The sequence below is a fragment of the Polynucleobacter sp. JS-Safj-400b-B2 genome, assembly GCF_018881975.1.
Lineage (GTDB): Bacteria > Pseudomonadota > Gammaproteobacteria > Burkholderiales > Burkholderiaceae > Polynucleobacter.
The window spans coordinates 105,408-119,243 of the sequence record NZ_JACVPJ010000007.1; the positions used below are offsets into that span (position 1 = coordinate 105,408).

The following is a 13,836-nucleotide window of genomic DNA, read 5'->3' on the forward strand; positions in this document are numbered from 1 at the left end:
TTTAATGAACTGCTATTAATTTGATGCTTACTTCTATGTGATTACTTAGTTCTTGGTTTGATCCACTAACTTATTCTTCGCAATCCAAGGCATCATGGCGCGCAACTTAGCGCCAACAACTTCAATGTCATGCTCAGCATTCAAACGACGACGAGAAATCAAAGTAGGCGCGCCTGCTTTATTTTCCAAGATGAAGCTCTTAGCGTACTCACCAGTTTGAATATCTTTCAAGCATTGGCGCATTGCATTCTTAGTGTCTTCTGTAACAACACGTGGGCCAGTGACATACTCACCGTACTCAGCATTATTAGAGATGGAATAATTCATGTTGGCAATACCACCTTCGTAGATCAAATCAACGATCAGCTTAAGTTCATGCAAGCACTCGAAATAAGCCATTTCAGGAGCATAACCAGCTTCAACCAACGTTTCAAAACCAGCTTTGATCAATTCAACTGCACCACCACAAAGAACAGCTTGCTCACCGAACAAGTCCGTTTCAGTTTCTTCACGGAAGTTTGTTTCAATGATGCCGGCACGACCGCCACCGTTGGCTGTTGCGTATGACAATGCAACATCACGAGCAGAACCCGATTTATCTTGATAAACAGCGATCAAATGAGGAACACCGCCACCTTGAGCGTATGTACCGCGCACCGTATGGCCAGGAGCCTTAGGGGCGATCATGATGACGTCTAAGTCAGCGCGTGGCTGAACTTGACCGTAGTGAACGTTAAAGCCATGAGCAAAAGCCAATGCAGCTCCCTGCTTGATGTTGCCGTGAACTTCTTTGCTGTAAACATCAGCAATTTGCTCGTCAGGCAACAACATCATGACAACGTCAGCATCCTTTACTGCTTCGCCAACTTCTTTGACTGTCAAGCCAGCATTTGCAGCCTTACTCCAGGAAGCGCCATCTTTACGCAAACCAACAGTAACGTTACAGCCTGAATCTTTCAGATTCAATGCGTGTGCGTGACCTTGTGAACCATAACCAATGATGGTGACTTTCTTGCCCTTAATGAGGGACAAATCAGCGTCTTTATCGTAAAAAACTTTCATGCTCTTTCCTTGTATTGAAAATGTAATTAATGCAGTAATCAGTTAATAAAATTAAACCTTGAGAATACGTTCGCCACGACCAATTCCAGAGCCGCCCGAACGGACAGTTTCCAGAATCGATGTACGGTCGATCGAATCAATAAAGGCGTCCAACTTGGCACCATCACCTGTTAACTCAATGGTGTAACTCTTGTCAGTCACATCAATGATGCGACCGCGGAAGATATCAGTAGTACGTTTGAGCTCTTCGCGTTCTTTACCTACCGCGCGCACCTTAATCATCATGAGCTCGCGCTCAATATGAGGGCCTTCGCTTAAATCAAATACTTTTACCACCTCAACCAAACGGTTTAAGTGTTTAGTAATTTGCTCAATGACGTCATCAGAACCAAAGGTCACAATGGTCATACGAGAAAGGGACGGATCTTCCGTAGGTGCAACACTCAAAGTATCAATGTTGTAACCGCGTGCTGAAAATAATCCCACAACACGTGATAAAGCTCCCGGCTCATTCTCAATGAGTACAGAAATAATATGTCGCATTAGAGATCCTCGCTACCCAAAAGCATTTCAGTAATACCCTTACCTGCTTGAACCATAGGCCAAACGTTTTCTTCTGGGTCAGTCTGGAAATCCATAAACACTGTGCGATCTTTAAGACGAATCGCCTCTTTGAGCGCACCCTCAACATCCGATTTCTTTTCAATACGCATACCAACGTGGCCATAAGCTTCAGCCAACTTCACAAAGTCAGGTAAGGAATCCATATATGAGCTGGAGTAGCGTTTGTTATAGGTAAGCTCTTGCCATTGACGAACCATACCTAAGTAACGATTGTTCAAGGACACGATTTTTACTGGGGTGTTGTATTGCTTACAGGTAGAAAGTTCCTGAATACACATCTGTATGGAGCCTTCACCGGTAATCGCAAATACGTCCTTATCTGGAAAAGCCTTCTTGATACCCATGGCATAAGGCAAACCTACGCCCATAGTGCCTAGACCACCAGAGTTGATCCAACGACGTGGCTGATCAAACTTGTAAAACTGGGCGGCCCACATTTGATGCTGACCTACGTCAGATGTAATGAATGCATCCCCGCCAGTGAGCTCCCACAATTTTTGAACCACATACTGTGGCTTCACAATTTGCGAGGCTTCGTCGTACTTCAGGCAATCTTTTTTACGCCACTCATTAATTTGATCCCACCAAGCGGCAACTTTATCGCCATTCTTGCGTGGGCCAGCAGCTTTCAATTGGGCAGTCATCTCTACCAATACTTCTTTGAGATTGCCAACAATTGGAACATCCACCTTCACACGCTTTGAAATTACAGAAGGATCAATGTCGATATGAATAATCTTGCGCGGGTGACTTGCAAAGTGCGAAGTATTGCCAATCACGCGGTCATCAAAACGAGCACCAATCGCAATTAATACATCGCTGTGTTGCATCGCCATATTGGCTTCATAGGTTCCGTGCATACCAAGCATGCCTAAGAACTGAGGGCTTGTTCCAGGAAATCCACCCAAACCCATCAAAGTGTTGGTAACGGGATACCCGAGTAAATCGGCAAACTCTTTAAGCTCTGGAGCTGCATCAGACAAAATCACACCACCACCGGTATAGATGTATGGGCGCTCTGCCTCTTGCAGTAAAGCGACAGCCTTACGAATCTGACCACCATGGCCCTTAACAACAGGGTTGTAAGAACGCATCTCCAGGGTTTCTGGATAAACAAATGGGCCTTTAGCCGCTGATACATCCTTGGGGATGTCAATCAACACAGGGCCTGGTCGACCTGTTTGCGCAATATGGAAAGCTTTCTTCAGCACCAAAGGAAGATCTTTAACATCCTTAACCAGAAAGTTATGCTTTACCACTGGGCGAGTGATACCAACGGTATCAGCTTCTTGGAATGCATCTTCACCAATAGCGTATGTTGGGACGTTACCGCTAATGATCACCAAAGGAATGGAGTCGGTATACGCAGTCGCGATACCAGTAACAGCATTGGTAACACCTGGACCTGAGGTAACTAATGCAACGCCAACTTTACCGGTTGCACGAGCATAACCATCGGCAGCATGAACTGCTGCTTGCTCATGGCGCACCAAGATATGTTCAAACTTATCTTGTTTAAAAATTTCATCGTAGATAAAGAGAACGGACCCACCTGGGTAACCCCAGACAAATTCAACACCCTCTTTGTGCAGTGCATGCACGAGCATTTCAGCACCAATCATTTCTGGAGGTGCTGCATCATTGTTTGTATTTGTTGAGTCTTTGTTAGCTTTAGAAGCTAAGAATTCGGCGCTGCTTGTATTCATTTTCTTTCGTCCTTTGCAATTTTCGGCAAAAAATTGATTGGTCTGTTCTATCTCCTGCTTATGGCCTGAGTTCGAACGGCGCTGCTACCGGAAAAAACCACTTCTTGAATGAGATTCTAGGTAGTAAGCCCTATATTCTATAGCAATCACCTAAAATGGAGCAATTCTTACAGATTCAGGTCTAATCCATTGCATGGCATCAGCCCAAGAACTTTCTGACTTTCTGAGTAGTGTCGAGCAGCGCGCTTTTAAGCAGGCGGTGTACGCCGTCCGTGACGATGATGCCGCGTTAGATATTGTTCAAGATGCCATGATTAAATTGGCTGAAAAATATGGGGATAGACCTGCTACAGAACTCCCACTAGTTTTCACCAGAATTTTACAAAATCGCATTCATGACTGGTTTAGAAGACAAAAAGTCCGAAATACCTGGGTCACCCTCTTTTCCAATATGGGCAAAAAGAGTGATGAAAGTGATGATTTTGACCCCCTAGAGTCGCTTTCAGCCCCGGATGACAGTGAAATTCACCAAGATGGGGCTTTTAAGCTCGAAAAGAGTCAGCTTTTACAGGCTCTGGAGTCAGAAATATCTAAATTACCTGTACGTCAACGAGAAGCCTTCCTGATGCGTTATTGGGATGAGCTAAGCATTACTGAGACGGCCAAGGCAATGAGTTGCAGTGAAGGTAGCGTCAAAACCCATTGTTCTAGAGCCACTCAAACTTTAGCTAAAGCATTGAAATTAAAAGGAATTACGCTGTGAAACACTTTGATGACCAATTTACCCAGACCCAAGTCGACCAGTTTGGCCAGGCTAGCGCTGCCCTGCTTCGTCAAGGTACACAGAGCATTCCAAAGAATATTAAGGATCGCCTGTATGCAGCCCGCATGAAGGCACTTTCTGTCAGAAAACCTGAAAAAGTTCGCATTCAGAAGCAGGTTTTGGCGGGATCTGCTCGCAACTGGACTTCAGGCTCCAATGGAATTTGGGACACAGTAGGCTGGATTGCGCCTTTAATGGTTCTGGTTTTTGGCCTGATTGGTATTGCCCAATGGCAAGATGACTCACGCATCAATGACATTGCAGAAGTTGATGCAGCTTTACTGTCTGATGACGTGCCTCCTGACGCTTACGCCGATAGCGGATTTATGGCTTTCCTTAAAAATGGCCCTCTTTCCGAATCCGATAGCGCGTCTGATTCCATTCAAAGTAAATAATTCTCACGCGCTTGATGTCATTAACAAATACAACGCGCAAAGCATGCAGTCTAGTGCTGTTTGCGCTCGTTTGCGTAACACAAATGCACATAGCACATGCACAGTCATCTCCAAGCGCTCCCCATGGAAAAGCCGCTGCCATTCCGGAGAAGAAACCTGACGGCACCTGGGAAGGCCTTAAACCAACCCAACAACAAATTCTTGCTCCACTGGAAAGCGATTGGGATTACATGCTTCCGGATAGTCGCAAAAAATGGATTCAGGTTGCCACTATCTATCCGAAGATGAGCACTCAAGATCAAGAGCGCCTTCAGTCTCGCATGGCGAGCTGGTCAAATCTCTCGCAGAAAGATCGCCGTATTGCTCGTGAAAATTACCTCACAAGTCTCAAATTTCCTGCCGAGAAAAAAGCAGAGGCTTGGTATGCCTACCAAAAACTGAGCGACGAACAAAAGAAGAAGTTAGCCGAATCTGAGCTAAAGAAAAAACCTACTGCAGCTAACGCCCCAACACTTCAGCAGCATGCTATTTCATCCAAAGTCGCTCTGCCAGCTACCGTCTTAGCCCCAAGCATACCTGCACCAGCAGAAAGCTCTGGATCTAGCTCGGAAACTATCCCAACAAACAACCCATCCTCTAATTAAGCAGTCCCATGACGCCTGCTGAACTAGACGCATTGCCTTCGCCACAATTTTGGCGACGAGTGTCATGCTGCCTCTATGAACAATTAGTGTTGCTCGGCGTCATTGCCTTTACCTTCTTGCTTCCCAATCTTGGTCTCGGAATTCTATTTGGTATCTCATTACCAAGTTGGCTTACTTTTATATATCTCTACGCCGTCCTGGGGATCTATTTTGTCTGGTACTGGACCAAATCAGGTCAAACACTCGCCATGCAAACTTGGCGCGTTCGCCTTATTGGACAAGGTGGCAATAACTTATCGAAACGACAAGCTTTTTGGCGTTACGTTTACGGTTCTCTCTGGCTGATTCCTTGCGTTCTACTGCAATGGGCTTTTCATCTTGAGAAGTGGCAAATTATTGAAATGCTTTTCACTATCGCCTTGCTAATTTGGCCCTTAAGCACTTATTTAGATCGTCAGAATATTTTGCACCGACAAAGTCTTCCAGATCGTTTTGCTGGAACTCGCTTAGTTGAGCTACCAAAAAATCGTGTGAAACTAACCTAATACGGTTTACCTAATTAGTTAAGTTAAACTTCCCGAAGGCATTCAACTGCTGTCGCTTTCTGAATCCTTCTTTGAAAGCGATACCCCGAGAAGAGACAGGCGCTTACTCCAAATACAACCCCCATGAGCAGCGCCTCACCAAAAGCATTAAACGCAATTTCCATCACATAGCGACCCAGAGCCCAAGCGGCTATTCCTGAGGCAAGGCCGGCTAACAGCCCCGATAGCAAGCCAATCAGCACTAACTCGATATTCGCAATCTTTGCCAATGTCAGACGAGAGGCTCCCAACGCTTTTAATAAGGCGGCATTTTTATAGCGCTCATCTTGGGTGGCTGCAATTGCAGACATTAATACCAACATAGCCGCCGCAATCGTAAAGGCTAATAACAATCCCAATACTGATGAAAGCTTATTGAGTACTTCCTGGATTTGTTGCAAGGATGCTGAGACATCCACGATGGTTAAATTTGGATACGTTTGGCTTAATTGAAAATCTAAAGACTCTTGCTTAGGAGGCTGATAGTAAGAAGTAATCCAAGACTGTGGCAATGATTGCAACTGCGCTGGCGGCATGATGACAAAAAAGTTCACCCGCATCGAACCCCAATCCAATTTACGCAAGGAAGTAATGGGGGCAGTAATTTTCTCTCCCGCTACTTCGAAACTGAGCTGATCGCCTAGTTTTAGTTTCAGGGTTTTGGCAATCCCAGTTTCCATTGAAATTTGAGGCGCATCTCCCTCGATCCATTTGCCCGACATAATCTGATTACCTGATGGCAATTGATCTGTGTATGACAAATTAAACTCTCGATCAATTAAACGCTTGGCATTTTCCTCAGAAAAATCATTGGGTGTTACATCCTTGCCATTGATGTCTATCAAACGGCCTCGCACCATCGGATAAAACTCTGGACTTGACACTCCTGCATTCTCAAGCGACTGTGTGAGCCCCTGTTTTTGATCGACCTGAACATTAATCATAAAACGATTAGGCGCATCAGTAGGTATATTGCCCTGCCATGCACTTAGGAAGTCAGCTCGTAATAGCAGCACCAGTATGAGCGCCATTAAGGCAATACCGAGCGCTGTAATTTGCACTGCTGCTAATCCTGTTCTGCGCCCCTGAGCCAGGATGACAAATCCAAAAGCAAAGCGCTGAGTGCGTATCGTACTCAGAATACGTAGAGCACCCCAAGATGCAAATGCAAAGATAGCAATGGCAGCGCTAAAACTGAGGCAAGTCCATAAAGCCAACTTCCAATCGCGTGCAGCCAACATAATTAAGAATGCTCCAGCGCCCAAGCCACACAGACCAGTCCAAAAATTAGAAATACTAATGCCATCAAATTCTTTTCTAATGAGTCTGATTGGCGAAACTTTGACTAAGCTAAAAATTGCGGGGCCTGCAAAACCAAGCAGTAAGCACCAAGCTACTAAAACACTCCACAACACAGGCCAAAAAGATACTGACGGTAATTCTGCTAAGACTAAATTACCCAAAAGGAGTGTCAATATGTATTGGCCAAAGTAACCTAAAAGTGATCCCAAGAACGCTGCAATGAGACCTAGCCCAATTAAGGTCTGTGCCTGACGTTTCAGAATCGTGCCAGAGCTTGCACCTAGACATTTAAGAACTGCGCAAGCATCTGACTGTTTGCGTGTGTAGCGATGGGCAGACAACGCTATAGCTACTGCTGCCACCATAGCGGTCAATAAGGCAATCAATGATAAGAATCGATCTGCACGCTCCAATGTTTTGCGCATCATGGGCTGTGCATTTTCCAGAGTCTCGATACGAATGCCTTTGAGACCGCCTTTTTCAATGTATTGATTTGCCCAAGAACCATAAGCACTGATTTGCTCGTCAGAGCCAGCCAAAAGAAGACGGTATGTCACTCTGCTACCCAGCCCTATAAGGCCCGTATCACTTAAATCTGCAAGTGACATCATGACTCGGGGGGCAAAGTTCATAAATCCAGCACCTCGGTCTAGCTCTCGCTCAAGGATGCCGCCAATAGTAAAAGTCTTTTGACCCAGCACAATAGACTCTCCTACTGACGCATGCAGGCTAGCCAACATGGCAGGATCTACCCATACAAAGCCTGTTTTAGGGCCCGAAGTGAGTGGCATGGCAAGGTCATTGGTTTGAACCCGTAAAGCCCCGCGAAGCGGATATTGAGGGCTGACCGCTTTTAGTGAAGCTAATTTACTATGCGTCCCGACAGTTGCCATACTCGGAAATACAACTGTCTGAGCCAACTGTAAATTTTTGCTCTTTGCTTCATCTAAAAATAGATTGGGCAGTGGCTGATCAGAAACAATCAATAAATCCGAAGCTAGAAGTTGGCGGGCATCAAAAGCAAATGCCCTTTGCATGCGATCCGCTAAAAAACTAACGCTAGAAAGCGCTGTAACTGAGAGCGTTAACGCAACTAGCAACCAAGCTAACTCGCTTGATCGGACATCACGCCGTAAAGCCTCTAAGAAGCGAAGAATAAATTGACTCAAATTGCCTGAATTTGGCCGCCGTCAACACGCATGACAGTGCCTGTAATGAAAGATGCATTTTGACTAGCTAGGAATGCTGCAGCATCGCCGTACTCCTTAGGGTCACCATATCTCCCCATCGGAATTTGTCCTAAGCTAGCCTTAACCACATCTTCATAGCTCGTACCCTCACGTTTTGCACGAGCCTCGTCTAACTGGCGTAGGCGGTCTGTTGCCACCCTACCAGGCATGATGATGTTAACGGTAATTCCTTCCGCAGCAACTTCCGCAGCCAAGGTTTTGGACCATCCAAGCAGTGCTGCACGCAAGGTGTTAGAAATAGCTAAATTTTTAATAGGGGCAATAGCGCCAGAGGTAGTGCTGGTAATAATGCGACCCCATTTACGCTGACGCATGCCAGGCAATACTCGATCTGTAATAGCAATAAGTGACAACACCATATCGTTAAAGCTTTTTAGCCAAAGAGCCGGATCTTGACCCGCTGCTGGCGTTGGCGGCGGTCCACCAGTGTTATTAATCAAAATATCAATCGGACCTAACTCCTTTTCAACCCTAGAAACCAATCCATCAATCACGGATGCATCTGAAAGATCCCAATTGAGCGCGAGAGCTTGACCTCCAGCAGCTTCGATTAACTGCACGGATTGCTGCAAACCTTCAGCATTGCGGCCAGTGACAGCGACTTTGACGCCTTCGTTCGCCAATGAAACTGCCATTGCTTGCCCTAAACCGCGACTAGAAGCAATCACTAGGGCAACTTTGCCTTTTAATCCTAAATCCATTTCGTCTCCAACTGACTCTAATTGTTTATTTATATTAATCTAACTGCAATTTTTGCTTAGCAACCACTTCCTTGTAAACGGTGTACTCGGCTTTAATTTCTTTTGCAAAAGCCTCAGAACCATTCACGTTAATAAGTGAGCCCGTATCTTCAATGCGCTTTTTAACAGCGGGATCAGTAACTACCTTTTGCAAGGCCGCGGTGTACTTATCCACAATATCTTTAGGCATTCCTGCTGGACCCAAAAGACCGTAATAGGCCATTCGATTAACAGGCGCCAAGCCAACTTCAGCAAAAGTTGGTACGTTCGGCAATTGCGCTAAACGCTTTGGAGCAGCAACCACGATTGGAACCAGCTTACCATCCTTAATGAAAGGCAATGAAGATGGCAAATTATCAAAGATCATGGAAACTTGTCCACCCACTGTATCCGCCAATGCAGGACCGGCTCCGCGATAAGGGATATGCACAATAAAAACACCTGTCAAGCTTTTAAACAGCTCAGTTTGTAGGTGGCCAATACCACCAGTACCGGAACTTGAATAAGAATACTTACCAGGATTAGCCTTCAACACTTCCATGAAGGTCTTAAAGTCCTTGGCTGGAAAAGAAGGATTTACTGCAATGATGTTTGGTGTTGCTGCAATATTACTAATGGCCGTGAAATCCGTTATGGGGTCATAACCAATTTTAGGATTGATGGCTGGGTTAGCTGCTGTAGTCGAAACCGTAGCCATACCGATGGTATATCCATCCTTGGGTGCTCGCATGACCTCTAATGCGCCTATAGAACCACCGCCACCGGCCTTGTTCTCAACAATGACGGGTTGGCCTAATTGACGCCCCAAAGCGTCCCCTACGGCGCGAGCGATGATATCGGTACTGCCGCCTGGTGCAAATGGAACAATTAAACGAATAGGTTTATTGGGAAAACTTTGCGCGCTGACATTTCCAATGCTAATAAGGCCAGTCACCAAAGAAAGGAATGTTGTAGAGGCTATTTTTCTCAGCATAAATTGGGATATAAATAATTTCATAAACTTACTGTCCTAAAGGCTTTGGTAAATTACCAGCATATTTATAGAGTTGCGCCTCATATTCATTAAAGATTTGAGCCAAAGCTTCTTGCTGACCCAAAACCAAAGCTTCGGGGGTGTTGTCCTTAAGGGCGACGCGCTTGGTATATCGATTTGCACCAATCAAGGGGCTTGCTTTTCCAGCGCTGGTGGCGCTTAGAAAAAACTCAACACTCACAACCGCCTCGGGTTTATTGCGATAGTCCCCATAAAACTCTTCAACAGTCGCCTGTAAAAAATAGAAAGGAAAAAGACTATTGCCTTGCCCTACTGTGGCAGAGAAAATATTGGCCTTGTTCAGCCATTGGCGCTCAGCATTTCCAATCATTTCTGCCGGAATGGTGGTGTAGACGTTATAAAAATCTTTTTCGTAACGCTGATCCCCGGTACGATAAACCAAAGATCTACCATCAAACGGTGGCGTCACAGATACGGAGCCCATCTTTAGCCAGATATCGGTACGAGCAACTCGCGGAGCGGCCGTTCTTTCCGGGGATACCATCCATGCAGTGGGTCCGACAGGTGGCCTTGTGGGCAATGAGCAAGACACTAGACCCAAAACTGCAATGAAAAATACAATGCGCTTAATCATTTCTTCGCTCCAGACTGGCCGGCGGCGCTACTAGGTGTAATTTTTGACGGAGGATCGCTCCAAATCAAACTTGAGGGAGACTGGCTGGCAATGCGACTAAATTCATTTAAATTTTCACTAGCTTGCTTAATGTTTGCCATCGTCAACTCGGTATCGCCCTGAACACTAGTAATAGTTTGACGCAATGAGGTGGTGGCAGCCACCAATTCACGCATCAGAATGCCAAGCTCCTCCTTATCAGTCGCTTTAGCAATTCGAGCCATGATGACATTCAACTGTTTAACGGATTCAATCGCCCCCTCATTACCTTTGCCATCACCAGCCATAAGTACATTTAAGTTGCCCAATAACGTATCCAATTTTTTCTGAGTACCATCGATATTCATATCATTAAGGGCACCAATCAATTTTTGAATGCCTGAAATGATTTCATCCGCTTGGTTTGGTAGAGAAGGGATTACTGGATATTCAGGCTTCCAAGAATACGGAAGTGCCGGAGTATCGGATGCGTGAGCAACAAAATCAAACTCAACATAATTTACGCCCGTAATGCCCATAGACTTTACGCGTGCACGTAGATTATTTTTTACAAACTCACTAATTTGGTCTTCGTTAACCTTATCACCAAAAATTTGCATTCTGACGACAACGTACTGACGACGATCGTGAAAAGGTAAATCCCTTTCATACATATCTCCTGATAAGCCAACCAAAGTGACCTGGCCAATCTTCACCCCCCTAAAGCGCACTGCTGCTCCAGCATCTAATCCCGTTACAGACTGTTTGATGTAGGTTTCAATCATGAACGATTTTTGGAAGATTTTGCCTCCACCAAAAATGAGAATCACAGCAATCAGTACGCCAATTGCTGCAAGCACAAAAACGCCTAAGCGAAAATAATTGGGATTTGAGTCATTACTCATGCTGCGTCCTTGCTCATAATACGATTGAAGAATTGGTGCACTCGTGGATCTTTACTGGTATCGCGTAAAACTTTAGGATCACCCTGGGCAATGATTCCTTTGGCGCCCTTATCAAGCATGATGACCTTGTCAGCAATAGCGTAAATGCTGGCAAGTTCATGAGATACGATGACAAAGGTAATTCCGAGATTTTTTGATAAATCCTGGATGGTGCTATCAAGATCAGCAGAGGTGATTGGATCTAAGCCAGCAGATGGCTCATCTAAGAATAATATTTTAGGATCAAGCGCCATCGCCCGAGCGATCGCCGCCCTCTTTTGCATACCGCCACTAATTTCGCTCGGCATATAAGACTCATATGGCAATAGACCAACGAGATCAAGTTTGCAACGCGCTAATAAATCCATTTGGGGTTGTGTGAGCTGGGTATATTCCTGCATAAACAAGGTAACGTTATCCAGCAAGTTCATAGAACCAAATAAGGCGCCCTGTTGATACATCACGCCAAAGCTTGTCATGATCTGCTGGCGCTGCACCCCCATTGCGGTCGTAATATTTTGGCCTTCAATCAGAACATCACCTGACAAAGGCTGATAAAGACCGAATAAGTTTTTTAACAAGCTGGATTTACCGCAACCCGAACCACCCAGAATCACAAAGATTTCACCATAATTCACCGAGAAATTTAGATTCTGCATAAGCACATTGGAGCCATAACCTACGGTGAGGTTTTGCACATCAATGGCATATGGGGATTTAGCTGGCGTATCCATCAGAAACCTGTCTTATAGGAAATGAAGGCAAAAATACCATCGACTACCACGATCAATACGATACTGCTTACTACAGCTCGCGTAGCTGAAATACCAACCGCAGCCGCACCATTGCCGGTTTGCATGCCGCGTAGGCAACCGACTGCAGAAACGACGACTCCAAAAAGAGTAGCTTTAATTAATCCAGATCCAATATCTTCAATATCTACTGCAGAAAGCATGCCGTTATAGAAATTAATAAAGGGAATGCCATAGATCAGCATCGTCAACATGGAAGAAAAAATACTGACGATATCGGCAAACAAGGTCAAAATTGGCGCAACCAAAATACCCGCAAGAACACGTGGCACAACTAAGAAACGAATTGGACTTAAGCCGCCAGAAACTAGCGCATCTACTTCGCTATTAACCGTCATCGTGCCAATCTCTGCTGCAAAAGCTGCTGAGGATCGTCCCGCTAACAAAATGGCAGTCATTAATGGACCCATTTCTCGCAGAATACCTAAGGCCGCCAATGGACCTACAAAGGACACTGCGCCAAACTGCTGCATGCCAATAGCGGCTTGGAAAGAAAGAATGACACCAATCAAAAACGCTACTAATCCAACAATGGGTAAAGCCGCGATACCCGCTTCAACCGCAGCGTTCACAAAATCACCCCAGCGCACTTGATTAGGGTGGCGAATAGACCAAAATAAATCAAACGCAAGATGTCCAGTAAATGAAATTAGGCCAACAGCGTCATCAATTAAATTCTGGACAGCCATCCCGGTGCTCACCACAAAACTTCTTTTAGGCTTAACAGCGGGAACGGGAAATAAGTTACTTATCGGATTGAATTCATTTAATAAAGGCTCATAACGCTGATCCAAGCCAACAAGTTCGAACTTTGCACCAGCTGTTGTTTGAGCCTCTTGAACCCCAATCAAAAATGCAATACCGGCGCCGTCTAAAAAAGTGACTTTGCTTGCATCAAAAGTGAGTGACTTATTTTTTCCTTCACCCTGCTTTAGCCATATATCTTGAGAGTTGCGGATTTGGGTCCATACATTACCCAAGGAGTAGACGTTGACATTGCCGCTAACCAGTACTATGGCGCTATTAGCGTCGACCTGTGACCAAACTGCCACTGGGGCGTCAGAAACGGCAGAAATGGTGTCTGAAGAGCTCATAAGCGAACTATAAGGTATCTCTGTGAAAGCTCTGGGAAAAGCCTAAAAAGAGAAAGGGCCCAGTTTTTCAACTAGGCCCTATGTAGGTTGGTGCGGCTGGCAGGAATTGAACCCACGACCCCTTGGTTCGTAGCCAAGTTAACTGTCGGTGCAATTACTTTGTTAAATCAAATGGTTGGTTGCGACTGGCTGTATCATAAAAACATCTCT

General features: G+C 45.3%; 14 protein-coding genes. 4 read left to right on the forward strand and 10 right to left on the reverse strand.

Translation table 11 applies throughout. The annotated features are described in order from the left end of the window. Window positions 1-45: 45 nt before the first annotated feature. The 3 genes from ilvC to ICN48_RS09255 are packed head-to-tail and all read right to left on the reverse strand — an operon-like array spanning window position 46 to window position 3,392. Complete coding sequence (gene ilvC, locus ICN48_RS09245; protein WP_046329933.1) at window positions 46-1,062, reverse strand: ketol-acid reductoisomerase; 1,017 nt, start codon at window positions 1,060-1,062, stop codon at window positions 46-48. Between the two features lie 51 nt (window positions 1,063-1,113). After that, on the reverse strand, window positions 1,114-1,605 hold the full coding sequence (gene ilvN / locus ICN48_RS09250; protein ID WP_216153404.1) for an acetolactate synthase small subunit: 492 nt from the start codon (window positions 1,603-1,605) through the stop codon (window positions 1,114-1,116). Further along, window positions 1,605-3,392, reverse strand: coding sequence for an acetolactate synthase 3 catalytic subunit (locus ICN48_RS09255; RefSeq protein ID WP_216153405.1), 1,788 nt, complete (start codon window positions 3,390-3,392; stop codon window positions 1,605-1,607). The genes ilvN and ICN48_RS09255 overlap by 1 nt, the downstream gene beginning before the upstream one ends. A gap of 193 nt (window positions 3,393-3,585) precedes the next feature. On the opposite strand from ICN48_RS09255, the gene ICN48_RS09260 reads away from it, so the two are divergent. The 4 genes from ICN48_RS09260 (at window position 3,586) to ICN48_RS09275 (ending at window position 5,799) form a co-directional block, all read left to right on the forward strand. Further along, window positions 3,586-4,155, forward strand: coding sequence for an RNA polymerase sigma factor (locus ICN48_RS09260; protein ID WP_216153406.1), 570 nt, complete (start codon window positions 3,586-3,588; stop codon window positions 4,153-4,155). Next, the gene (locus tag ICN48_RS09265) at window positions 4,152-4,610 is read left to right on the forward strand and encodes a DUF3619 family protein (RefSeq protein ID WP_216153407.1); all 459 of its coding nucleotides are present in this window, start codon (window positions 4,152-4,154) and stop codon (window positions 4,608-4,610) included. Before ICN48_RS09260 ends, ICN48_RS09265 begins: the two co-directional genes overlap by 4 nt. Before the next feature lie 83 nt (window positions 4,611-4,693). After that, complete coding sequence (locus ICN48_RS09270; RefSeq protein ID WP_255539520.1) at window positions 4,694-5,254, forward strand: DUF3106 domain-containing protein; 561 nt, start codon at window positions 4,694-4,696, stop codon at window positions 5,252-5,254. 8 nt (window positions 5,255-5,262) lie between these two features. Beyond that, complete coding sequence (locus ICN48_RS09275) at window positions 5,263-5,799, forward strand: RDD family protein (protein ID WP_216153409.1); 537 nt, start codon at window positions 5,263-5,265, stop codon at window positions 5,797-5,799. 23 nt (window positions 5,800-5,822) lie between these two features. Here ICN48_RS09275 and ICN48_RS09280 read toward each other — a convergent pair whose 3' ends face one another. Genes ICN48_RS09280 through ICN48_RS09310 form a run of 7 tightly spaced genes read right to left on the reverse strand, consistent with a single transcriptional unit; the run spans window position 5,823 to window position 13,626 of the window. Further along, on the reverse strand, window positions 5,823-8,309 hold the full coding sequence (locus ICN48_RS09280; RefSeq protein WP_216153410.1) for an ABC transporter permease: 2,487 nt from the start codon (window positions 8,307-8,309) through the stop codon (window positions 5,823-5,825). Continuing rightward, window positions 8,306-9,091: an SDR family oxidoreductase gene (locus ICN48_RS09285; RefSeq protein ID WP_216153411.1), complete on the reverse strand. Its 786-nt coding sequence runs from the start codon at window positions 9,089-9,091 to the stop codon at window positions 8,306-8,308. Before ICN48_RS09285 ends, ICN48_RS09280 begins: the two co-directional genes overlap by 4 nt. 34 nt (window positions 9,092-9,125) lie before the next feature. After that, on the reverse strand, window positions 9,126-10,103 hold the full coding sequence (locus tag ICN48_RS09290) for a tripartite tricarboxylate transporter substrate binding protein BugE (RefSeq protein ID WP_216153423.1): 978 nt from the start codon (window positions 10,101-10,103) through the stop codon (window positions 9,126-9,128). 28 nt (window positions 10,104-10,131) lie between these two features. Continuing rightward, entirely contained in the window at window positions 10,132-10,758 is a 627-nt protein-coding gene (locus ICN48_RS09295) for a membrane integrity-associated transporter subunit PqiC (RefSeq protein ID WP_216153412.1), read from the reverse strand. Continuing rightward, the gene (locus ICN48_RS09300; protein WP_216153413.1) at window positions 10,755-11,681 is read right to left on the reverse strand and encodes an MlaD family protein; all 927 of its coding nucleotides are present in this window, start codon (window positions 11,679-11,681) and stop codon (window positions 10,755-10,757) included. Before ICN48_RS09300 ends, ICN48_RS09295 begins: the two co-directional genes overlap by 4 nt. Then, window positions 11,678-12,454 carry an ABC transporter ATP-binding protein gene (locus ICN48_RS09305; protein WP_216153414.1) on the reverse strand — a complete coding sequence of 259 codons (777 nt, stop codon included), beginning with the start codon at window positions 12,452-12,454 and terminating at the stop codon, window positions 11,678-11,680. The genes ICN48_RS09300 and ICN48_RS09305 overlap by 4 nt, the downstream gene beginning before the upstream one ends. Further along, a complete protein-coding gene (locus tag ICN48_RS09310; protein WP_216153415.1) occupies window positions 12,454-13,626 on the reverse strand; it encodes an ABC transporter permease in 1,173 nt (390 codons plus the stop codon). Before ICN48_RS09310 ends, ICN48_RS09305 begins: the two co-directional genes overlap by 1 nt. Window positions 13,627-13,836: the final 210 nt, after the last annotated feature.